This window comes from Paraliobacillus zengyii, assembly GCF_003268595.1.
Classification (GTDB): Bacteria; Bacillota; Bacilli; order Bacillales; family Amphibacillaceae; genus Paraliobacillus_A; species Paraliobacillus_A zengyii.
Map to the genome: position 1 here is coordinate 2,757,715 of NZ_CP029797.1, position 23,212 is coordinate 2,780,926.

At 34.9% G+C, this 23,212-nt stretch carries 23 protein-coding genes, 1 tRNA gene and 1 pseudogene; 8 read left to right on the forward strand and 17 right to left on the reverse strand.

Going from position 1 to position 23,212, the window contains the following annotated elements:
* Positions 1-61 precede the first annotated feature (61 nt).
* The 5 genes from DM447_RS14020 (at position 62) to ptsP (ending at position 4,971) form a co-directional block, all read left to right on the forward strand.
* Positions 62-982 carry an alpha/beta hydrolase gene (locus tag DM447_RS14020; RefSeq protein WP_112181809.1) on the forward strand — a complete coding sequence of 307 codons (921 nt, stop codon included), beginning with the start codon at positions 62-64 and terminating at the stop codon, positions 980-982.
* Positions 983-1,091: 109 nt separating this feature from the next.
* Positions 1,092-1,847, forward strand: coding sequence for a DeoR/GlpR family DNA-binding transcription regulator (locus tag DM447_RS14025; RefSeq protein ID WP_112181810.1), 756 nt, complete (start codon positions 1,092-1,094; stop codon positions 1,845-1,847).
* A complete protein-coding gene (gene pfkB / locus DM447_RS14030) occupies positions 1,844-2,755 on the forward strand; it encodes a 1-phosphofructokinase (protein ID WP_112181811.1) in 912 nt (303 codons plus the stop codon). Before DM447_RS14025 ends, pfkB begins: the two co-directional genes overlap by 4 nt.
* Before the next feature lie 224 nt (positions 2,756-2,979).
* Positions 2,980-3,249: a phosphocarrier protein HPr gene (locus DM447_RS14035; protein ID WP_112181812.1), complete on the forward strand. Its 270-nt coding sequence runs from the start codon at positions 2,980-2,982 to the stop codon at positions 3,247-3,249.
* A 6-nt stretch (positions 3,250-3,255) separates the two neighbouring features.
* Positions 3,256-4,971: a phosphoenolpyruvate--protein phosphotransferase gene (gene ptsP / locus DM447_RS14040; RefSeq protein WP_112181813.1), complete on the forward strand. Its 1,716-nt coding sequence runs from the start codon at positions 3,256-3,258 to the stop codon at positions 4,969-4,971.
* Positions 4,972-6,167: 1,196 nt separating this feature from the next.
* Here the strand turns inward: ptsP and eno are convergent.
* From eno to DM447_RS14095, 12 genes are all read right to left on the reverse strand, one after another.
* Complete coding sequence (gene eno, locus DM447_RS14045; protein ID WP_112181814.1) at positions 6,168-7,460, reverse strand: phosphopyruvate hydratase; 1,293 nt, start codon at positions 7,458-7,460, stop codon at positions 6,168-6,170.
* 28 nt (positions 7,461-7,488) lie between these two features.
* Entirely contained in the window at positions 7,489-9,027 is a 1,539-nt protein-coding gene (gene gpmI, locus DM447_RS14050; RefSeq protein ID WP_112181815.1) for a 2,3-bisphosphoglycerate-independent phosphoglycerate mutase, read from the reverse strand.
* On the reverse strand, positions 9,024-9,782 hold the full coding sequence (gene tpiA, locus DM447_RS14055; protein ID WP_112181816.1) for a triose-phosphate isomerase: 759 nt from the start codon (positions 9,780-9,782) through the stop codon (positions 9,024-9,026). Before tpiA ends, gpmI begins: the two co-directional genes overlap by 4 nt.
* A 42-nt stretch (positions 9,783-9,824) precedes the next feature.
* Entirely contained in the window at positions 9,825-11,015 is a 1,191-nt protein-coding gene (locus tag DM447_RS14060) for a phosphoglycerate kinase (RefSeq protein WP_112181817.1), read from the reverse strand.
* Between the two features lie 189 nt (positions 11,016-11,204).
* On the reverse strand, positions 11,205-12,206 hold the full coding sequence (gene gap, locus DM447_RS14065) for a type I glyceraldehyde-3-phosphate dehydrogenase (RefSeq protein WP_112181818.1): 1,002 nt from the start codon (positions 12,204-12,206) through the stop codon (positions 11,205-11,207).
* A 31-nt stretch (positions 12,207-12,237) separates the two neighbouring features.
* Positions 12,238-13,266 carry a sugar-binding transcriptional regulator gene (locus tag DM447_RS14070; protein ID WP_112181819.1) on the reverse strand — a complete coding sequence of 343 codons (1,029 nt, stop codon included), beginning with the start codon at positions 13,264-13,266 and terminating at the stop codon, positions 12,238-12,240.
* 153 nt (positions 13,267-13,419) lie between these two features.
* Positions 13,420-14,712, reverse strand: a complete 1,293-nt coding sequence (gene rpoN, locus DM447_RS14075) for an RNA polymerase factor sigma-54 (RefSeq protein ID WP_112181820.1) — start codon at positions 14,710-14,712, stop codon at positions 13,420-13,422.
* A 72-nt stretch (positions 14,713-14,784) separates the two neighbouring features.
* Positions 14,785-15,741 carry an L-lactate dehydrogenase gene (locus DM447_RS14080; RefSeq protein WP_112181821.1) on the reverse strand — a complete coding sequence of 319 codons (957 nt, stop codon included), beginning with the start codon at positions 15,739-15,741 and terminating at the stop codon, positions 14,785-14,787.
* A 149-nt stretch (positions 15,742-15,890) separates the two neighbouring features.
* Positions 15,891-16,079: a hypothetical protein gene (locus DM447_RS14085; protein WP_112181822.1), complete on the reverse strand. Its 189-nt coding sequence runs from the start codon at positions 16,077-16,079 to the stop codon at positions 15,891-15,893.
* Positions 16,080-16,212: 133 nt separating this feature from the next.
* On the reverse strand, positions 16,213-16,380 hold the full coding sequence (locus DM447_RS18385) for a hypothetical protein (RefSeq protein ID WP_157967325.1): 168 nt from the start codon (positions 16,378-16,380) through the stop codon (positions 16,213-16,215).
* 363 nt (positions 16,381-16,743) lie between these two features.
* Positions 16,744-16,893, reverse strand: a complete 150-nt coding sequence (gene sspO, locus DM447_RS14090; protein ID WP_112181823.1) for a small acid-soluble spore protein SspO — start codon at positions 16,891-16,893, stop codon at positions 16,744-16,746.
* Between the two features lie 72 nt (positions 16,894-16,965).
* Entirely contained in the window at positions 16,966-17,478 is a 513-nt protein-coding gene (locus DM447_RS14095; RefSeq protein ID WP_112181824.1) for a YehS family protein, read from the reverse strand.
* Between the two features lie 275 nt (positions 17,479-17,753).
* Between DM447_RS14095 and DM447_RS14100 the strand changes: the two genes are divergently transcribed.
* Positions 17,754-18,653 carry a 3-hydroxyacyl-CoA dehydrogenase gene (locus DM447_RS14100; RefSeq protein ID WP_112181825.1) on the forward strand — a complete coding sequence of 300 codons (900 nt, stop codon included), beginning with the start codon at positions 17,754-17,756 and terminating at the stop codon, positions 18,651-18,653.
* A 68-nt stretch (positions 18,654-18,721) separates the two neighbouring features.
* Here DM447_RS14100 and DM447_RS18390 read toward each other — a convergent pair whose 3' ends face one another.
* Entirely contained in the window at positions 18,722-18,895 is a 174-nt protein-coding gene (locus tag DM447_RS18390) for a hypothetical protein (RefSeq protein ID WP_157967326.1), read from the reverse strand.
* A gap of 224 nt (positions 18,896-19,119) precedes the next feature.
* Positions 19,120-20,271: an SH3 domain-containing protein gene (locus DM447_RS14105; protein ID WP_162632656.1), complete on the reverse strand. Its 1,152-nt coding sequence runs from the start codon at positions 20,269-20,271 to the stop codon at positions 19,120-19,122.
* Here DM447_RS14105 and DM447_RS18860 point away from each other — a divergent pair.
* Positions 20,260-20,379: pseudogene (locus DM447_RS18860) on the forward strand (S8 family serine peptidase); the annotation flags it as partial. The gene DM447_RS14105 and the pseudogene DM447_RS18860 sit on opposite strands and share 12 nt — an antisense overlap.
* Before the next feature lie 296 nt (positions 20,380-20,675).
* On the opposite strand, the gene DM447_RS14115 reads toward DM447_RS18860, so the two are convergent.
* Positions 20,676-20,748 (reverse strand) — tRNA-Arg (locus DM447_RS14115).
* Between the two features lie 360 nt (positions 20,749-21,108).
* On the opposite strand from DM447_RS14115, the gene clpP reads away from it, so the two are divergent.
* Complete coding sequence (gene clpP, locus DM447_RS14120; RefSeq protein WP_112181827.1) at positions 21,109-21,699, forward strand: ATP-dependent Clp endopeptidase proteolytic subunit ClpP; 591 nt, start codon at positions 21,109-21,111, stop codon at positions 21,697-21,699.
* A gap of 63 nt (positions 21,700-21,762) precedes the next feature.
* Here clpP and DM447_RS14125 read toward each other — a convergent pair whose 3' ends face one another.
* Entirely contained in the window at positions 21,763-22,035 is a 273-nt protein-coding gene (locus DM447_RS14125; RefSeq protein WP_112181828.1) for an HPr family phosphocarrier protein, read from the reverse strand.
* Positions 22,036-22,247: 212 nt separating this feature from the next.
* Positions 22,248-23,192 (reverse strand): DNA-binding protein WhiA, encoded by a 945-nt coding sequence (gene whiA, locus DM447_RS14130; protein ID WP_112181829.1) that lies wholly within the window; start codon positions 23,190-23,192, stop codon positions 22,248-22,250.
* Between the last annotated feature and the right edge of the window lie 20 nt (positions 23,193-23,212).

Consider the following 23,212-nt stretch of genomic DNA (forward strand, 5'->3'; position numbering starts at 1 on the left):
CTCTATTCCAATTTACTATATACTAGTGTAAAAGTTGTAAATAAAGCGAGGTAAATTTCTAATGAAACGAACAAATTGGATCACTACAAATGATAACTATTCTATCTACTATCAACAATGGGAAAACCCTTCTATTGAGCCTAAAGCAATCATGCAAATCGCACATGGCATGGCAGAACACATCGATCGTTATGATGAATTCGCAAATTTTTTAGTAGAACGCGGCATATTAGTTTATGGAAATGATCATCGTGGACATGGTCAAACGGGAAAAAAATACGGAACTGGTTATTTTGACCAAGCAAACGGATTTGACAAAGCAACAAATGACTTACTAACCTTGACTGAAATGATTAAAATGAGACACCCTACTCTACCAATATTTTTATTTGGACATAGTATGGGATCTTTTTTAGTTCGCAATTATTTATTAAAAGAATCGAATCAACTTGCAGGCGTGATACTTTCAGGAACTGGTTCTGAACCAAAACTCATTACTAAAATAGGGAAAATGATTGCAAAATCACAAATAACCTCCCATGGATGGAATGAACCTTCTAACTTTTTAAATAAAGTAGTATTTGGAAAGTACGCACGTTACTTTAAACAACGAGAAACTGCATTCGATTGGCTTAGTCGAGATCAGCGAAATGTAAAGGCTTATCTTGACGACCCAGATACTGGTTTTATACCTAGTGCTTCCTTTTTCTATGATCTCTTTAATGGGATTGAAGTCATCCAAGATCAAAAGAAAATAGCTACTATTGCAAAAGATCTCCCGTTTTTCTTTATTAGCGGAACCAATGATCCTGTTGGTAAGTTTACCAAAGGTGTTAACAAAACAATTAAACAGTACCAAAGCAAAGGCATTAATAAGATAGATTTTAAATTTTATCAAGATGCTAGACATGAGTTACTTCATGAGATAAATCGTCAAGAGGTAATGGAAGACATACACAAATGGCTCTTAGAAAATAGGTAAAAAGCACAAATATGCTTGATAATGATTTATTTTGGCAGTTTTTGATTGAAAATAAAGGTAGGTTGTTTTATTATAAAGATAAAGCCCTTACAATTAGGTGGGATTAAAAATGTTAACACCGAAAAGACACAAATTAATCAGTGAAGTTATTCAAAAACAACAATTAGTTACCATTCAAGAATTAGTAGCTTTAACAGGGGCATCTGAATCAACTATAAGACGAGATCTAAGTGAATTAGAAAAGCAACATTTACTTGTTCGAATACATGGTGGCGCTACGTTAAAGCAATCAAAAAGCCAAGAATTGAGTTATCCCGAGAAATCGAGACAACATATAGATAGTAAGAAAAGGATTGCTTATTATGCATCAGCGTTAATAGAGGAAAATGATTGTATCTATCTAGATGCCGGAACGACAACATATGAGATGATACCATTCTTAGTAGATCGGAATATAACGGTCGTTACAAACGGCTTAACCCATGTAGAATTGCTCAGTCAACTTAATATTAAAACGTATTTACTTGGCGGTTTTGTGAAAAATACAACAAGAGCACTAATAGGGCAAGGTGCACAAGCAAGTCTTCTGCAATATAGATTAGATAAATGTTTCCTTGGTGTGAATGGAATCCATAGTGATTATGCTTATACAACACCAGATCCAGAAGAAGCAATAATAAAAAAAACTGCTTTAAAAATAGCCCAGAATGGTTTCGTGGTAGCAGATGCTTCAAAACTAAACCAGATTTCTTTTGCTAAAATTGATGACCTACAAGCAGCGACAATTATCATAAACAAACCAACAGAAGCTTCACTTGATTTGTTTGAAAAGAAAACTAACGTAAAGGTTGTGACAGAAGAATGATATACACATGTACATTAAATCCATCAATTGACTACATTATTCATGTCTCAGAATTTCAATTTGGTGAATTAAACCGTGGCGAACAAACTTCATACTACCCTGGTGGTAAAGGGATTAATGTTTCACGTGTTTTAAAAAGGCTCGCTATCAATAATACAGCACTTGGATTTCTTGGTGACTTTACTGGTGATTTCATTAAGAATAAGTTGCAAGCAGAAACTGTGCAAACAGACTTCATACCTGTACAAGGAACTACTAGAATTAATATGAAGATGAAGTCTAATAAGGAAACAGAAATTAATGGTCCAGGTCCTTCGATTTCCACTGATCAGTTAGAGGAACTATATACGCAAATCAGAAATTTAAAAGCAGGAGATATTTTAGTTGCAGCTGGTAGTATCCCAAATACAGTTCCTTCTAATTTCTACGTAAAAGCAGCTGCAATTTGTGAAACTAATGGCGTACAAATGGTTGCTGATACATCTAGCCAAGGATTAAAAGAACTACTTGGAACGAAACTATTATTAGTTAAACCAAATCAACAAGAACTTGGTGAATTATTTGATGTCAACATAGAGACAATAGAAGATGCCGTAACATATGGCAAAAAACTACACGAACAAGGAGCTCAAAATGTTATTGTTTCCATGGGCGGAGATGGAGCAGTTTATATCTCAGAACAAGGAAGCTTTATTGCAAAGGCACCTAAAGGAACCGTTAAAAACACAGTCGGTGCAGGGGATTCTATGGTATCCGGCTTTCTAGCTGCATATACCACAGAAAAGTCTGCTGAAGATACATTTCGATATGCAGTAGCTACAGGAAGTGCAACTGCATTTAGCGCAGATTTATGTACAAAAAGTGATGTAGAGGCTCTATTAGATAAAGTAGAAATAAAAAGAGCTTAATCAACAAGATGGTTAAGCAATGTTATTGGACTTCACCCTCATATAATGGTATTGTAGTGTAGGTATAACATAGAAAGATTGGAATATTTAATTCCCTCTTTTTTAGGAATCTTACAATTATGCGACGTTTTTGAAGAAACCCTTGAAATCACAACTAAAAACAGAGTAAAATTGTAATGTAACATACCTATAAAAATTTATAAATAATTCAGGAGGTTTTTCTCATGTCAGCAGAAAAAACAGTTAAAATTACAGATTCAACAGGTGTACACGCACGTCCAGCAACAGTGCTTGTAAATAAAGCAGGAAGTTTCGCTTCAGACGTTACAGTAGAATATAACGGTAAGTCAGTAAACTTAAAATCTATTATGGGCGTTATGTCATTAGGAATTCCAAAAGACGCTGAAATTAAAATTGTTGCGGAAGGTTCTGATGAGCAAGAAGCAGTAGATGCAATTTTTGAAGTGATCAAAAAAGAAGGACTAGGGGAGTAATTATTAATGAGTAATATCAAAGGGATCGCAGCATCAAACGGAATTGCTATTGCTAAAGTTTATAAATTGGCTGCTCCGGATCTTTCTTTTGAAAAAAAGAAAGTTGACGATGTGGAAGCTGAAGTGGAACGCTTAAGTAAAGCACTTGAGATTTCCAAAACAGAATTAGAGAAAATAAAAGAAAATGCTCGCAAAACACTTGGCGATGAACATGCTGAGATTTTCTCTGCACACTTACTCGTACTAAGTGACCCAGAAATGATTAATCCGATTAAAGATAAAATCAAAACAGATCAGGTTAATGCTGAATTTGCTTTAGACGAAACAGCTACTATGTTTATTGACATGTTTAAAGCGATGGAAAACGAATACATGCGGGAACGTGCTGCCGACATTCAAGACGTAACAAAACGTGTAATGGCTCACCTACTAAATGTATCATTTCCAGATCCAGCATTAATTGATAAAGAAGTTATTGTTGTTGCAGAGGATCTTACTCCATCTGATACAGCACAACTAAACAAGAAGTTTGTTAAAGGGTTTACCACTAATATCGGTGGACGTACATCTCACTCAGCAATTATGGCTCGTTCATTAGAAATTCCTGCTGTTGTTGGAACAAAAACAATAACAACAGATGCAATTGAAGATGAAATTGCAATTGTGGATGGGATTGACGGTGAGGTTATTATCAACCCAACTAAGGAAGAAATAGCAAAGTATGAACAAAAACACGCAGATTTCGAAAAGCAAAAAGAAATCTGGGCGCAATTAAAAGATGAACCAACTGTTTCTTCTGATGGAGAACATGTTGAACTTGTCGCAAACATTGGTACACCAGAAGACGTTGCTGGTATTATTAATAATGGTGGAGAAGGCGTTGGTCTATATCGTACGGAGTTTCTTTATATGGGTAAATCCCAGCTTCCAACCGAAGATGAACAGTTTGAAGCCTATTCATCTGTTTTAGAACAAATGGGTGATAAACCAGTTGTAGTTCGTACACTAGATATAGGTGGAGATAAAGAGCTTAGCTACTTAGATTTACCTAAGGAAATGAATCCATTTCTAGGATTCCGCGCTATTCGTTTATGCTTAGAGCGTGATGATATTTTCCGTGTACAATTACGTGCACTTCTACGTGCTAGTACATATGGGAACCTAAAAATTATGTTTCCTATGATTGCAACTTTAGATGAGTTTAGACAAGCTAAAGCACTATTAGAAGAAGAGAAAACAAACTTATTAAACGAAGGTGTCAATGTTTCCGATAAGATCGAAGTCGGTATTATGGTCGAAATCCCTTCAACTGCTGTAATTGCTCGTCAATTCGCTAAAGAAGTTGATTTCTTCAGTATTGGAACAAATGATTTGATTCAATACACAATGGCTGCCGATCGTATGAATGAACATGTCTCTTATCTATACCAACCATACCACCCTGCTATCTTAAACCTTGTTAACAATGTTATTGAAGCAGCACATGCAGAAGGCAAATGGGCTGGAATGTGTGGGGAAATGGCTGGCGACTCAATTGCAATTCCAATTCTCTTAGGTCTTGGATTAGATGAGTATAGTATGAGTGCAACTTCAATTCTTGCAGCACGTACACAAATAAAAGGATTGTCCAAGAAAGAGCTCGCTACTTTCAAAGATGAATTACTTAGCATGGGTACTGCAGATGAAGTTGAAGCATTTATTCGTGAAAAAACAAATCAATAAAGTAAAAAAGCAATCTCCAAAAGGAGATTGCTTTTTATTTACTCAACTTTCTCACCAAAAATTAAAGCTAATCGTTGACTGTTATCAGTTTGGAGTGTGTTCATTATATAGCTTGGCAATATTTAAATAGGTTGTTTATTAGTAAATAAACATAGACTGCGCAATATCATCGCTTAGCTTAAGTCGGAATTATCATCAACTGTGACGTAACATTCTGGTCTTACTCGCTACGTCAGCAAAATAGTTTCGCTTTCCGTGGGCACGAACCTCAGCTATTTGCTTCCTGCGCTAGTTTGAAGAAAAACTTTAATGTAGTATATAAACAATTGATGAGCTTGTCTGTAGTTAAAATGTAATTGATTTTTATACTCGAGCATTATACAGTACGTTTAATGCAAGTTAGCGTAATATATGAAAATGACTCCATTTCCACAGGCTATTTTCTCATATAAATAAACATCTTTGCAATACATAGTAACGATAAAGAGCTTGTCCTTCTTTCATAGTTATAATTTTAGTTCATAAAAGAAGGCATCTGTACTAGCGATAGAAATATAGGTAGACTGCAGGACATGGAATGCCTCAACAGCGACACAATGCACGAAACGTCCAGGGCTAAGCTTCTTGTAATCAACAACTATTACGAAAATAACCTCACTATTATACGAAGATAATGTTATCAAAATGTTATTTGATTTTCGAGGATGTCATTAATTTTACTTGACATGCTAATTTCCATCTCCTATCACTAACAAAGAGTAAAATCTGTACATAGAAATGAGCGGATCTTAATCAAATTTGTTAGCTAAAAACTAGCATGTAAATTATTATTTCTATCCAGTTTAATTCATCGTTTGTAATTACAAACCAGCGGATCAAGCGAAATGGGTGAGACTCCCGTCGGAACAGCACGGGCTGAAGATCCACTTGGTAAAGTGTTCTTCTTTATCAAGTTAGCTGAAGTCGTGCCCACAGGAAAGCGAGTCCATTTCTTTTGAGTAGCGGGGAAGTAACTAAGTCGTACTTTATCTCAACTTTGATTGCGAGACTTCCGATTATGCCAAGACTTAAATGCCTGTTTCACGCTGCCAAAGTTTTTTATTAAATTAAATTTTTGGACATTGTCATCTAACTTTTATTCAAACAAAAAGCTTGCCTAATGAAAGGCAAGCTTTTTGTTTTCACTTTACTATTCCTTATTTGTTGTTGTTAAGGTTATAGAAAGCTTTTTTACCAGCATAAATTGCTGTTCCAACTAATTCATCTTCAATGCGAAGAAGTTGGTTATATTTAGCTACACGGTCTGTACGAGACGGTGCACCAGTTTTAATTTGACCAGCGTTTGTTGCAACAGCGATGTCAGCAATAGTAGCATCTTCTGTTTCACCAGAACGGTGTGAGATAACTGCTGTATAACCAGCACGTTTAGCCATTTCAATTGCTTCAAACGTTTCAGTAAGTGTTCCAATTTGGTTCACTTTTACAAGAATAGAGTTTCCTACTCCCTCTTCAATTCCTCTAGCAAGGCGAACTGTATTTGTAACAAATAAGTCATCACCTACTAATTGAACGCGGTCACCAATACGTTCTTGAAGCATTTTGTGACCTTCCCAGTCGTTTTCATCTAGACCATCTTCAATAGAGATGATTGGGTATTTGTTAACCATTTCTTCGTACCAGTCAGCCATTTCTTTAGAAGTACGAACAACACCTTCACCTTTGAGGTTATACTTACCATCTTCATAAAACTCAGAAGATGCTACGTCCATTGCAAGTTGTACTTCTTCTCCTGGCTTGTAACCAGCAGCTTCAATAGCTTCAATGATTGTAGAAAGTGCTTCTTCATTTGATTTAAGGTTAGGAGCGAATCCACCTTCATCACCAACACTTGTGTTGTAACCTTTAGAAGTTAATACTTTCTTCAAGTTATGGAAAATTTCTGCGCCCATACGTAGTGCTTCACGGAAAGTTGGAGCTCCTACTGGCATGATCATAAATTCTTGAATATCAACGTTATTATCAGCGTGTTCTCCACCGTTTAAAATGTTCATCATTGGTGTAGGAAGTGTTTTCGCATTGAATCCACCTAAGTAAGTGTAAAGCGGTACACCTAAGTGGTCAGCAGCAGCGTGTGCAACAGCCATTGATACACCTAGAATAGCGTTTGCTCCTAATTTACCTTTGTTTTCTGTACCATCAAGTTCAAGTAATAATGAATCAATCACAACTTGACGTGTAACATCTAAACCAAGTAGTTCTGGTGCAAGTACTTCATTTACATTTTGTACTGCTTTTAAAACACCTTTACCTAAATAACGGTCTTTGTCTCCGTCACGTAATTCTACTGCTTCGTGTTCTCCAGTAGAAGCACCACTTGGTACTAATGCAGAACCAAATGCTCCTGATTCTGTATAAATTTCTACCTCAACTGTTGGGTTACCGCGTGAATCTAAAACTTCGCGTGCATAAACATCTGTAATAAATGGCATAATTTTTTCTCCTTTTTCTTATAGCGTTTTATTTTTTAATTAATGAAGTACCTGTCATTTCTTTTGGTTTTTCAACCTGAAGTAAATCTAACAATGTCGGTGACAAGTCACCAAGGATACCACCATCACGTAACTCCACACCATCTTTCGTAACAATTACAGGTACTGGATTAGTAGTGTGAGCTGTCATTGGTGTTCCGTCCATTGAAACAACTTCATCTGAGTTACCATGGTCAGCTGTAATAATCGCTTGACCACCTTTTTCTATGATTTTATCAACTATTTTACCAAGACACTCATCAACGGTTTCAATCGCCTTAATTGTTGGCTCTAGCATACCTGAGTGACCAACCATATCTGGATTTGCAAAGTTTAAAATGATGGCATTTTGATTACCTTCATCAAGTTCTTTAAGTAATGCATCCGTTACCTCATATGCACTCATTTCTGGCTGAAGGTCATATGTAGCAACTTTCGGTGAATCAATAAGAATACGTTTTTCACCAGGAAATTCTTTTTCACGCCCACCACTCATAAAGAATGTAACGTGTGGAAATTTCTCTGTTTCAGCAATACGTAATTGATTTAAGTTATTTTGAGATAAAACTTCACCAACAGTATTATCTAAATTAACAGGTTCATATGCAACAAAACCATCAACTGTTTCACTAAAGTTTGTTAAACATACAAAGTGTACATTCTTTGGTGCTTTCTCTCCACGATCAAAATCTCGGAAGTCTTCATTCGCAAAAGTACGAGAAATTTGAATTGCACGGTCTGGACGGAAGTTATAAAAGATAATAGAATCATCATCTTGTATTTTTCCTTTAGCATTACCATTCTCATCTGTTATAACTGACGGTAAAACGAACTCGTCATAGATCTCATTTGCATAAGAATCTTCAACAACTTCTAATGCATTTGAATACGTAGGACCATCGCCATAAACCATTGCATCATATGATTTTTTCACACGGTCCCAACGCTTGTCGCGATCCATTGAATAGTAGCGACCAGAAATAGTCGCGAATTCACCTACACCAACTTCAGCCATTTTATCTTCAGCTGCTTGAATGTATTGTTTTGCGGATTTTTGACCGACATCACGTCCATCTAAGAATCCATGTACGAATACTTTCTTAACGCCTTTTTTAGCTGCAAGTTCAAGTACCGCATATAAGTGTTCAATATGACTGTGTACTCCGCCATCCGACAATAAACCAAATACATGTAATGGTTTGTCTGCAGCTTTCGCACGTTCAACTACTTTTACGAGCACTTTGTTTTCAAAGAAGTCACCTTCACGAATCGATAAGTTAACCCGCGTTAAACTTTGATATACAACACGACCGGCACCAATATTTAAGTGCCCGACTTCCGAGTTACCCATTTGACCAGCAGGGAGACCTACTTCTTCTCCACTAGCAATTAATTGACTGTGTGGGTACTTATTGTAAAAACGATCAAAGTTAGGTGTTTTTGCTTGTTTTACTGCATTCCCTTTTTCTTCATCACGGAGTCCATATCCGTCAAGAATAATGAGAGCTGCTAATTTATCTTGACTCATTTTGCACCAGCCTCCACTAATTGCAAGAAGGAATCCGCTTCTAAACTAGCTCCTCCAACTAATGCGCCATCAATATCAGATTGTGCTAATAACTCATCAACATTTGCTGGTTTAACACTACCACCATACTGAATACGAACAGCTTCTGCTGCATCAGTTGAGAATGTTTCTGCTACAACCTTGCGAATGTGTGTACATACTTCATTTGCTTGCTCAGAAGAAGCTGTTTTACCAGTTCCAATAGCCCAAATTGGCTCATAAGCAAGAATTGTCGATTTCACTTGATCATCTGAAAGTCCAGCTAAACCTTTTTTCACTTGATCAGAAACGACATCCATTGTTTGGTTACTTTCACGGTGTTCCAGCGTTTCCCCTACACAAACAATAGGTGTTAAACCGTGTTTGAAAGCAGCATGCGCTTTTTGATTAACAGTTTCATCCGTCTCTGCAAAAAGTTCACGACGTTCAGAGTGGCCTAATACAACATAAGTTACGCCGATATCTTTAAGCATAGATGGGCTAACTTCACCTGTGAACGCACCATTTTCTTCATAATGCATGTTCTGTGCAGCGATTTTCAAATCTGTTCCTTCACTTTGCTTAACTAGTGATTGTAGATAAGGAAAAGGTGCACATACAACTGATTCAACTTTATCTGTACTTGGTACTTTGTCTTTCGTATCAGCAACAAATTTCTCTGCTTCAGCTGCTACTTTATTCATTTTCCAGTTACCTGCGATTACATTTTTGCGCATAATATGCTCCCTCTCTGTCATTTAATCCAGATTAGATAAAAATTATTTATCGTTAATTGATGCTAATCCTGGTAATTCTTTTCCTTCAAGATACTCTAATGAAGCTCCGCCACCAGTAGAGATATGCGAGAACTTATCAGCATAACCTAAGTCCATTGCGGCAGCAGCTGAGTCTCCTCCACCAATAATTGTCGTAGCATCTTCTAAAGCTGCAATTGATTCACAAACACCAATTGTACCACCAGCGAATTTCGAAAGTTCAAACACACCCATAGGTCCATTCCAAACAACCGTTTTTGCACCATCTAATTCTTTTTTAAATAACTCGATTGTTTTTGGTCCAATATCTAAACCTTCTAATTCTGGAGGAATTCCACCTGATGCTGCTACTGAGATATTAGCATCATTTGAAAAGTCATCTGCAACTAAGTTATCTACTGGTAATACAATTTTACCGTTTGCACGTTCTAGTAAGTCTTTTGCTAAATCAACTTTATCTGCTTCTAATAATGATTTACCAATTTCTTTTCCTTGTGCTTTAAAGAATGTATAAGCCATTCCACCACCAATAAGAACTTTATCAGCTTTTGTTAGTAAGTTTTCAATTACACCAATTTTATCACTAACTTTTGCACCACCTAGGATAGCTACAAAAGGACGGACCGGATTATCAACAGCTTCACCAATAAACTTGATTTCTTTCTCCATTAAGAATCCAGCAGCTGTTTCAAGATTAGATGCAATTCCTACGTTAGACGCGTGTGTACGATGTGCTGTACCAAATGCATCATTGACAAATATGTCACCTAAACTAGCCCAATATTTGCCTAATTCAGGATCATTTTTACTCTCTTTTTTACCATCAATATCTTCAAAACGTGTGTTTTCAAAAACTAAAACATTGCCATCAGATAATGCATCAATAGCTTTTTCTAATTTTTCTCCACGTGTTTCAGGTACAAATGTTACATCATTACCTAACAATTCGCCTAAACGATTTGCAACAGGTTTTAATGATTTACCTTCTTTATCTGCTTCTTCAGCTACTTTACCTAAGTGAGAGAAGACAATTACTTTTGCGCCTTGTTCAACTAAGTATTTTATTGTCGGTAATGCTTCGACAATACGATTATCATTCGTAATATTATTATTTTTCATTGGTACATTAAAGTCAGCACGTACTAATACTTTTTTGCCTTTAACGTCTAAGTCAGTGACAATTTTTTTGACCATTTTATAATCCTCCATTTTTCAAAACCAAACAGTATAATGCTAAAGTCAATATACAAATGTTTGGGTCTATTTTATTTCTAGAAAGATTTCTCTTCATTACTTTTTAAAAAATAGAAAGCGGGAAGCGCGATGGCTTCCCGCTTTCTGACCTACATAATGATAATAGGATTCGAGCTAAACTTTTAAAAATTATAATTTTGCGAAGTATTCTAGTGTACGAACTAACTGTGAAGTATAAGACATTTCGTTGTCATACCAAGCAACAGTTTTCACTAGTTGTTTACCATCAATGTCCATAACTTTTGTTTGTGTAGCATCAAAGATAGAACCGAATGTGCTTCCAACAATATCAGAAGAAACGATCATGTCTTCATTGTAACCATATGATTCATTAGCTGCTTTTTTCATAGCTGCATTTACTTCATCAACAGTAACATTTTTGTTTAGAACTGCAGTTAACTCAGTTAGTGAACCAGTTGTAACAGGAACACGTTGAGCAGCACCGTCTAATTTACCTTGTAATTCAGGAATAACTAGGCCGATTGCTTTTGCAGCACCAGTTGTGTTTGGCACAATATTAGCAGCTGCTGCACGTGCACGACGGTAATCAGCTTTAGGATGTGGTGCATCTAATGTATTTTGATCACCAGTATAAGCGTGAATAGTAGTCATTAGACCTTGGTGAATGCCATATTCATCATTCAATACTTTAGCTAAAGGAGCTAAACAGTTAGTAGTACATGAAGCTGCTGAGATAACTGTTTCGTCACCTTTTAGAATATCGTGGTTTACATTATATACAACAGTTGGAACGTCATTACCACCTGGAGCAGAAATTACAACTTTCTTAGCTCCACCTTTAAGATGTAATTCAGCTTTTTCTTTAGTAGCAAAGAAGCCTGTACATTCTAATACGATTTCAACACCTAAATCTCCCCATGGTAATTCTTCTGGGTTACGATTTGAAAGGATTTTAACATCTTTACCATTAACAGTGAAGTGATCATCTTTTACAGTTACTTCACCTTTAAAAGGTCCTTGTGTAGTATCATATTTCAATAAATGTGCTAACATATCAACATCTGTTAAATCATTGATAGCCACCACTTCAATACCTTCTACTTCTTGCATACGACGAAATGCTAAACGGCCAATACGACCAAAACCATTAATACCAACTTTTACTGTCATTCTTGTTTCCTCCTTGTATGTTTCATTATATTTAAAGGGAAAAACCCTTTATCAACTCATTTGCAGCAGCTTCATCCGTAATTAACACATTACTTTTTCCTTGTTTAAAATACGAATAAATTGCTTTTGCTTTTGATTTTCCTCCTGCAACAGCTATTACACAATTTATTTTAGACAAATCTTCTAATTGCATTCCAACTGTTCGCACTTTATGGATAACTTCACCCACATCATTTAAATAATAACCAAAAGCCTCACTTACTGCTTTACCCGCTTCAATCTTATGTAAAACATCTTCAGAAGCCTTACGTCTTTTCGCCATTGTTAAAGCATCGCCTATGCCATGCATCACGACATCAGCTTGGCGAATAACACGCAAAATCTCTTTTACAGAAGGCTCTTCAATGATCGATTGATAAGATTCCTCACTCAATGGGTCTGGCACATACAACAATCGATATTCCCCTTTTGCCTTCTTAGCCATCTCTGCACAAATTGTATTAGCTTGGTTTTCCACTCTCTCACCAAGTCCACCACGTGCTGGCACAAACATGCAGTTTTTAGCGTATGAAGATGGACTCATCATTTCTGCTACTGCAGCCATTGATGTCCCACCTGTAACAGCAATGGTTTGATTCGCTTGTATTAGCGATTGCAAGTAATCGACTGCTGCTTTGCTTAGCTCTTGCTTAACCCAATCATGTTCATCACTATCACCAGGTGTTATTATAACATGGTCTAAGTGTAATGTATCCTTAATCTGCTGTTCTATTACACTAAATCCTGAAAGTTCACTCATAAAGTTTGCTAATTGATATAGCACATCTTTACCCACTTTAGTTATACACATACCTTTTGGTGTTACGTCAATAAGAACATGCTTGCTCAGAAAATCAATTTCACTTCGTACAACTCTTTCTTTCATTTCAATATGCTCAGCCAAACTGCGACGCCCAATCGGCTCCATCAATTGAATATAATGTAGAATTTTATATCTTCGCTGCATAACATCGAGTAAATCAGGAAATAATTTCTTTTGAAGATCAAGTAATGCTCTCATGATTTAACTCCTTTTCTGATATGGTTAGGGATAAAAATGTCCCTGCTAGCCATATCGCGTCCCGCATACAGCAAAAAAATTCCTTTACAACCATTATTGTAGCAGATATGTTTTCTTTACTCAACTAATTTATCTCTCTTTCGTGAAATTTATTCATCTATTTTTCCTTTCAATTGATGCTAGGATTTTCATTGAAGTCCGATACTTCGCAATTGTTCGACGAGAAATTTTAATATTATGATTTTCAGCAAGAATTTGTCGAATTGTTTCGTCTGCTAATGGCTTTTTTTTATCTTCTTCATTAATCATAGTTCTTAGTAGTTGTTTAATTGTATAAGCAGAGGATACATCGCCTTCTTTATTAACTAATCCTGTTTGCAAAAAAAAGTGGAAAGGAAAGGTTCCGTATGGAGTTTGTACATATTTATTTTTAAACATCCGACTTACTGTAGAAATATTTACATTTAATTGCGTTGCTATATCTTTTAATTTTAAGGGCTTCATCGAAAATGGGCCATTCTCGAAGAACGAAAACTGTTCAACTAATAATAATTGTAGTACTTGCTCCATTTGAAGCTTACGGTAATCGAGTGTATGAAGAAGCCATTTTACTTGTTGGTGTTTGTCACGTAAAAAAGTGTCTGTTTCTTTATCAGTATCTTTAAAATCCCTATACATGCCGTTCAAATGAATCTTCGGTGAATTCCATTTATTTATTATAATTTTCCACTCGTTCTTTTCTTTCTTAATTTCCGCATCAGGAACAATATTTACAACTGGTTCTTGATTTAATAGTTGAGCTGGTTTCGGGTTGCACCTTTTAACCTTTTCTATCAAACGTTCTGCTGTCTTTCTATCTATCTCATACGTATCTGCAATTAATTCAAGCTCCTGCTGTGCAATCCACTTCAAATGATCTGTTATCAGATCAACTAAGATAGTCCCGTCTAAATTATCATCTTTCACTTGTAAGACAAGACACTCTTTTAGATTGCGTGCCCCTACTCCTTTAGGATCTAAGGATTGTATAATAGTTAAAGCATTCTCAACCATCTTTATCGAGGAAGTATATTTTCCAGCCCATTCTTCTAAGGTAATAGCTAAATAGCCATTATCATCTAAACAGTCTATTCCATACAGTACTACTTTAAGCAGTTGTTTATCTATCCTAAGTAGACCAACTTGTTGTTTTAATTGATCATACATTGACTCTATTTTTGATTCTGTAGTATCGATATCACCATTAATATGTTGTGAAACGTTGGTATTGGTTACAACGTAATCAAAAGGTGGCTCGATTTCATCGATTAAAGGATTCTCTTCCATCACTTCGTTTATGTACGCCATTAATTCCAATCCATTCAGTTGTAATAATTGAATCGATTGTGATAACGCGTGTGTCATCTTTGTGCTTTGTTGAATCGATTGTATTAATTTTTGTTCCACCTTACCATCCCCATTTTTATGATCTTTAAAATGTAAAGAAAAGTTCCTCTTCTATCAAAGAGGAACTTAATACTAATTAGGCATAACTTTTTTCGTCATATCCTTTAGGATGTCAGCCGAATCATGAAGTTGTTTTAACTCTGTATCATTTAAGTCTAACTCAAGCATTTCTCTGACTCCATATTCATTTACAACTGCTGGGACGCCAAGATAAACATCTTTAATCCCATATTCACCTTGGAATAATGTAGAAACTGTTACAATCGAATTCTCATTATAGAGCATTGCCTTTGTTAAACGAGCCAACCCTAAACCGATACCATAATAGGTAGCACCTTTTCTTTCTATAATGTGATAGGCTGCATCTCTAACATTTTCAAAGATTTTTTGCATATCTTTATCTTCATCAATAGATGAAATGTTACCATATTTCTTCAGAGGCACTCCTCCAATTTGCACATGACTCCAAACTGGTAATTCCGAATCACCGTGTTCTCCCATAATATAGGCATGCACATTTCTCGAATCCACTTGATAATACTCACTTAACAAATAGCGAAAACGAGCAGTATCTAAAATAGTTCCTGAACCGATAACTCTTTCTTTTGGTAAACCAGATACCTCCAGCGCTACATGACTTAAAACATCTACTGGATTTGTAGCAACTAACATAATCCCTGTAAATCCATTATCCATGATGTTTGTCACAATGCCTTTCATAATCTTTGCATTTTTTGTTGCTAGATCCAAGCGTGTTTCACCTGGTCCTTGGTTTGCACCGGCTGTGATAACAACCATATCTGCGTTTTTACATTCTGCATAATTTCCTGCACGAATTTTCATCGGTGAACCGAACGGCATACCGTGGTTTAAATCACGGGCTTCGCCTTCAGCTCTTTCCATATTTAAATCGATTAGGACTAGTTCATTAACGATACCTTGATTTAATAATGCATATGCATAACTTGCCCCTACAAATCCTGTACCAATAATAACGACTTTTCTTGTTTTTGATTGACCAATTGTCATTTTCATCCCTCCTTACTAACTATTCTATCATTTCTTGCTATATATTACCGTACCCTTTATTGTTATAGATTATGTCACCTTTATACTACATAAAAAAACACACATATATGATCTATGTGCGTGTTTATAGAAAGAAGTTTCCTAATTTATTATTGTAATCTTAATAATTGTGACGCTTTTCTGTATGGTATCGAAATATTTAATAGGTAAGCGAAGTATCCTACAAGTAAAATATTTGTAGTGTACTGCCATATAACCGAAAAAGCATAAATATCCTGCAACGCATTTGTTTCCCAAAAAATAAGTAGTGAAATTAATACCCAATACATGTATTTCATTCACACACCTCCATCTTAGTTATTCAACTGAACTAAATTTACATAAACTTTACTTTGTAACTACATTATTATAAACGATAATACTTAAAATAAAAACAAGTAATTTAAAATCAATGCATGACGCACAAGACCGTTAGCATGAAGACGTTTTTAAATGGTCAAAATTATTTAATTTACGCTCCATTTCTTCTAACCTGCGATTTGTTGAAGCTACAATTGTAACCAATTGAGCAATGGTTTGTTCTTGTTGGCGTAATTTAACTATTAACTCGTTATGGATAGTAAGTTTATCAATTTGCATTTGGTATATAGTCTCCTCTCAAGCATAATGAATCATTTATAATATACTTTTTTATTTAGATCAAATAGCCAAAAGTTAACATTACATATTTAACGAAAGGTACTTCTATTATTTATAGCGGTAGCTTTCTGCAAAAGAAGCTATTGATTACCTATTAAATATTAATTTTAAGTAAGTGACACGTTTGCATTTCAAGGGGAGTGTATTACCTCGGTTTTGCATCTCAATAAATTTAAACGATGTGCTTTACATAATAGTAGAAGTTCATCTTAAACATATTATATTCGCTTGTTTTATTTCGCTATTATGAAATGACTTTACGAAAAAAGCATTCCTCTATAAAGAAGAATGCTTTCTGATCTGTTATTGACGTTTTTTTGTTTTTTTATTATTTAGCTTTTCATTCGATGTTAGTGGTTCATTAGCAAACTCATGATCGAATTCTGTAGGCATTGTTCCTCTAATCGCCTGCTCATCACTAACGCCCTTTTTTTCATTATTCTTTTTGCCCATCACAATCACCTCCACATGTTATTTTGTGGATAAATGAACGAATTATCACTACCAATTTTTTGATAAGAGCCCTTATGAGCGATATCTTAATGCAAGTCCTTTCAAGAAGTTTCTAGCATATCTATCGCCACACGCTTTGTAATTTCGATGTCCTTCTTTTCGTAAGACTGCACTCAATTCACTTTTTGATATATTTACGCCTGCTTCTTCTAATATATCAAGCATATCTTCACTTGTTAGAGAAAGTGCAATTTTAACCTTTTTCAACAAAATATTGTTAACCGTTCTATCATCTAATTCGTGTTTTGACGGTTCCTCTTGTTTGCCATCTTGTTTTCCTCTTTTATAGGTAATAAGGCCGTTTAAAAATGATTCCAACATATAATCTTCACACTTCTGAAGGTATTCATTCTCCAGAAATTCACTGGATTGATCGTTATTACTATCGCTGTTTTGTTTCGTCAACATTTTTTGGATATCTTCTTTAGACGTTTGGAAACCACCTAAATCAAAAATCTCCACCATGTTAGTATCTTTTATATCGAGCGCATATCTTAGTCTCATTAATACATCGTTATTATTCATTATTAGCCTCCAAATACTTTTTACTCATTAATGAACAGTATAAAGGTTTATTCTATGTAATGCATTCATTTATATTGGCTGTTTTTTAAAAAGTGTTCTTTATGACTGGATTTCTATAAACTGCTACACAACACAATATCCCACCCCGCTTCTCAAATGATTTTCCGTAGCAGCTTAATCTACCTTTTCCAATAACAAGCAGATTACTCCATATTTAGTACTATTTATGTAATACTATATAACATACTTACTTTTTGAAAAAGGAGACTTAGTTTATGAATTATAAAAATATTACAGTAGCTGGTAGTGGGGTTTTAGGAAGTCAAATTGCCTATCAGACTGCTTTCAAAGGATTTAATGTATTTATTTACGACATTAATGATGAGGCTTTAGAACAGGCAAAAAAAAGAATCAATAAATTAAAAGTGCGTTATCAAGAAGATTTACAAGCTACAGAGGAAGAACTCAACACTGCTTATAATCGTATCTCTTTCAGCTCAGATTTATCAACTGCAGTAGCTGAGGCAGATCTTGTAATAGAAGCCATACCTGAAGTAGTTAAAATTAAAACTGAATTTTACAACGAGTTAGGTGCACTGGCTCCTAAAAAAACAATTTTCGCAACTAATTCCTCTACACTATTACCTAGTCAATTTGCGGAAGCAACAGGTAGACCAGAGAAATTTTTAGCTTTACACTTTGCTAATGAAATTTGGACAAACAATACGGCAGAAATCATGAAACATCCTGGAACAGATCAAGCTGTGTTTGATGAAGTGATTGCTTTCGCAAAAGCTATAGGGATGGTTGCTCTACCGTTACATAAAGAGCAACCGGGATACATCTTGAACTCTTTATTAGTTCCCCTACTTGACGCTGCAGAATTATTATTATCGAACGAAGTGGCTGACGTAGAAACAATCGATAAAACATGGATGATAGCAACAGGTGCACCGAAAGGCCCATTTGCAATTTTAGATGTTGTAGGAATCACTACGTCTTATAACATTGTAAATGCTAAAGCCGAAGCAACTGGTGATCCACAGTTTAAAAAGTTGGCTCAGTTATTAAAAACTTCATATATTGATAAAGGAAAACTGGGCACTGCAACTGGAGAAGGCTTTTACAAATATCCTAATCCAAGCTTCGAGAAACCTGATTTTCTAAAAAATTAAGAGTAAATGAACAACTTAGTAGTAGGCGTTATCAAGAGTGTAACACTTTTACGATAACGCCTACTTTTTTATTCTTCATCACCTTCATTCACCTCACCTGCACTATTATTGACCATCTGTCCTTTAAATCCCTGTAGCGCCTTTAACAACCTTTTGTCTGATAAATTACTGTAATAAAAATAGCTTTTTGCTGTGTGTTTTGATAATAATAGACAGATAGCTTCTTGCTCTTTCTTATTCACGACCTCACCTTCCAATAAAAGATTTATAAAATCCTCATTGCCATTATATGAAATCTATTCTTTAATGTTATTTTATAGACTTATGTCTAGTAATTATAGTAGTTATTCGTCTTATCATACAACTTTGCTTGCCTAGAATTTTAACACATGTAAAGAAAAAGATACGTAATATATAATAAAAAGGATCCCTTTTTACTGGAATCCTTTAAAGGTACATTTTAAAATCAATTTGTTTGAACATCAGAGTCATTTATATATCCGGTAGTAGCCTTTCCATTCAAATATACAATTGCTTGGTACCAATTAGTAGTATGCGTATTATACAGTAATGTACTACCTTGGGCATAAGACTTCAAAACTTTGGAACCTTCAGATGCTAACGCATAAACGTTGGTTCTATTTTTTAAACCAGTTCCCTTAAGAGCTTCTGGACTATCTGTTATTACTTCAACATCAGTTTTATTTATATAGCCACTAGTTGCTTTTCCATTTATATATACCAGTGCTTGATACCAGTCACTAGAAAATGTTTTATACAGAAGTGTTGTTCCTTGGGCATAAGATTTTAAAACTTTCGAGCCTGTGGAAGCTAATGTATAAACATTCGTTTTATTTTTTAATCCTATCCCTTGAAGTGATTCCGGATTAGTTGTTCCTTCTTCAACATCTGCTTTATTTATATAGCCATTAGTTGCTTTTCCATTTACATATACCAGTGCTTGATACCAGTCACTAGAAAATGTTTCATACAGAAGTGTTGTTCCTTGGGCATAAGATTTTAAAACTTTCGAGCCTGTGGAAGCTAATGTATAAACATTCGTTTTATTTTTTAATCCTATCCCTTTAAGCGATTCTGGATTAGTTGTTCCTTCTTCAACATCTGCTTTATTTATATAACCATTAGTTGCTCTTCCATTTACATATACCGTTGCTTGATACCAGTCACTAGAGAATGTTTTATACAATAATGTTTTTCCTTGGGCATAAGACTTTAACACTTTCGAACCTGTGGAAGCTAATGTATAAACATTGGTTTTATTTTCCAACCCTACACCTTTTAATGAAATAGGGTCAGTATCGGTATTTTCAACATCATTTGTTTTAAAATAACCTGTTGTAGACTTTCCATTTATATATACAATAGCTTCATACCAATCACCTGAAAAAGACTTATATATCACCGGTTTACCTTGGTTATACGTTTTTAACTGATTACCATAACTATCATACACATGAGTAGGACTTTTTAATGTTATCCCTGAAAGGACTTCTTGTAATCCATCTTGTTCATAAGGTGATTGTGTCAATCCATATCCAAATATGTTGTCTCTTCCTTTATCACCTAAATCCACAACATTTTCTTGAACAATGGTCATGGGACATTTGTTGCTGGAATTATAGGTGCAAAAAACAATAGTATCGGTACAGTTGGGGTTGCACCCGAATCGAGTATATATGCAGTAAAGGTTGCTAATAAAGCGGGAGATGCTTATTTTATATCCTCTTTAAATAGAATGATAACTTTTTCCGAGCCTTCTTCAGCACTTATCACTGTAGGAAATAGTAGACATACACTAGCAATAAGTATTACTTTAATAGATTGTGCTATCATGATGGATCTTCCCCTTTATTAGTAACTTTATCTTTTAATAGATTATACTATATTAATCGGAATACTATTTAAATAATGTAGTAGTTTCACTAAAATTTACTGATCATAATAAAAAATAGCAAGGATCCCTGACTAGCGGAATCCTTGCTATCACTGTGTTTACATAAGTGCGCTCGGAGGGATTTGAACCCCCGACCCTTGGTACCGGAAACCAATGCTCTATCCCCTGAGCTACGAGCGCAGGATAAATTCTGAAAATGTGGACAAGCACTATTATAACGGATGATAGAAAGTAATTCAATTACAATCATATCACTTCTTTTATATCTTAAATAACAATACACTTTATGATCATTTAAACAAAAAAGAAACATATATATTTTAAATAGCTACATCCACAAAAAATAAGTACTCTCTGTTATAATAAATAATAAGGTTTATATTGCCAACCGAATGGGTAGGATACAGTTAGGTGTATCCTAAAAATAAAGTTAAAATAGAATGTGTTTTGTTTGACCTTTATTGACCATTTAGTTACTATATACATAGGAAGTTAATTCACTAATAGAAGAATGAAGCATTATAAGGAGGAAATTTTACAATGAATTTAATACCAACAGTTATTGAACAAACAAACCGCGGAGAACGTGCATATGACATCTATTCTCGCTTACTTAAAGATCGTATTATTATGTTAGGTAGTGGCATTGATGATAATGTTGCTAACAGCATTGTTGCACAGCTTTTATTCTTAGAAGCTGAGAGTCCTGGTAAAGATATCTCTATCTACATCAACTCACCAGGTGGTTCCATTACAGCTGGAATGGCAATTTATGATACGATGCAATTTATTAAATCAGATGTTTCAACAATCTGTGTTGGTATGGCAGCATCTATGGGTGCATTCTTACTAACTGCTGGAGCGCCTGGTAAACGTTATGCACTGCCAAATAGTGAAGTAATGATTCACCAACCGCTTGGTGGTACACAAGGGCAAGCATCCGACATTCAGATCCATGCTAATCGTATTATTGAAATGCGTGCTAAACTAAATCAAATTATTGCTGATACTACAGGTCAACCAATTGAAGTTATTGAGAAAGATACAGATCGTGATAACTTTATGAGTGCACATAAAGCAAAAGAATATGGTTTAATTGACCAAGTAATGGAAAAGAAACCAACTGAATAATTAATAATTAAAGAACGGAGCAAATTTAAATTTGCTCCGTTCTTTTTATTCCAATACATTATATTAGTGCTCTACTACGTTAGTTGCGTTACTTAAATATGTTGCTAATGTTTCAATAGCAACTTCTGAATCTGCACCTTCACCAGATAATGTTATCGTTTCACCACTAGCTATTGCTAAGCTTAACAATCCCATAATACTTTTTGCGTTTACTCGTCTACTACCTTTTTCCAAAAATATTTCAGAGGCAAAATTATTTGCTTTTTGAACAAATTCCGAGGCTGGCCTTGCTTGTAACCCAGGTTCTACTGCCACCACTAACGTTTTACTTTCCATCATTTTATCTCCTCTCAAAATTAACTAAATAGAGAAAGCGTTATCATTTCAATGTGCTATAATAAAATGTATGTTATCTTCTTAACTATTATACATGTAAGCGCATGCATAAACAATAATATTATTCAAAGATAAAAAACATCGATTTACTAATATATAAAGAAGCACGTCTTTATAATTAGTAACTATCGATGTGGGTCTACATTACTTTATTACATTTGTTGTTGATTCGAACGCAAGTGTTCTGCAAACTCATCAATTTTCTTGAGTCGATGGTTAATACCTGATTTACTAATCTTACCACCAGATACTAATTCCCCTAGTTCTTTTAAAGATAAGTCTGCGTTTTGAACCCGTAATTGTGCAATTTCTTGAAGTTTGTCTGGTAAAGATTCTAATCCGGCTGTTCGTTCTATGAATTTAATATTTTCTACTTGACGAAACGCTGCACCAATTGTTTTATTCAAATTAGCTGTTTCACAATTTACTAGACGATTAACGGAATTTCTCATATCACGCATAATTCGAACATCTTCAAATTTAAATAATGCATTATGTGCACCCGTGTAATTTAAAAACTCTGTAATTTTTTCTGCCTCTTTAATGTATGAAATATATCCATTTCTTCTTTCTAAAATACGGGCGTGAAGATTAAAAGAATTCATTAATTCACATAAAGAATCATTATGCTCTTGATAAGCATTTGATATTTCTAAATGATAAGAAGATGTCTCAGGATTATTAACCGATCCTCCTGCTAAAAAGGCGCCCCTTAAATAAGCACGTTTACAACATTTCTTTTTAAGATATTTAGTAGAAATATTTCGTACAAGGGAAAATGGACCATCTAGAATATCTAATTCCGATAATATCTCTTGTGCCCCTTCTGTCATGCGAACGATATATACGTTATTTTTCTTTAATTTCATTTTCTTTCGTACAAGTAACTTTATTGGATAGTTATATAAAGATTTTATTAGGGTATAGATGCGACGGGCTATTGCAGCGTTTTCCGTTTGTACATCCAATACATATTCATGTCGAGAGAAAGAAATTGCACCGTTCATTCTTATTAAGGCAGCAAGTTCTGATTCTATACAACACGTTTTATTATCAATTTGTGTTAATTCCTTTTTAATTTCAGATGCAAAAGACATTTTTTCACCTTCCTGTCTTA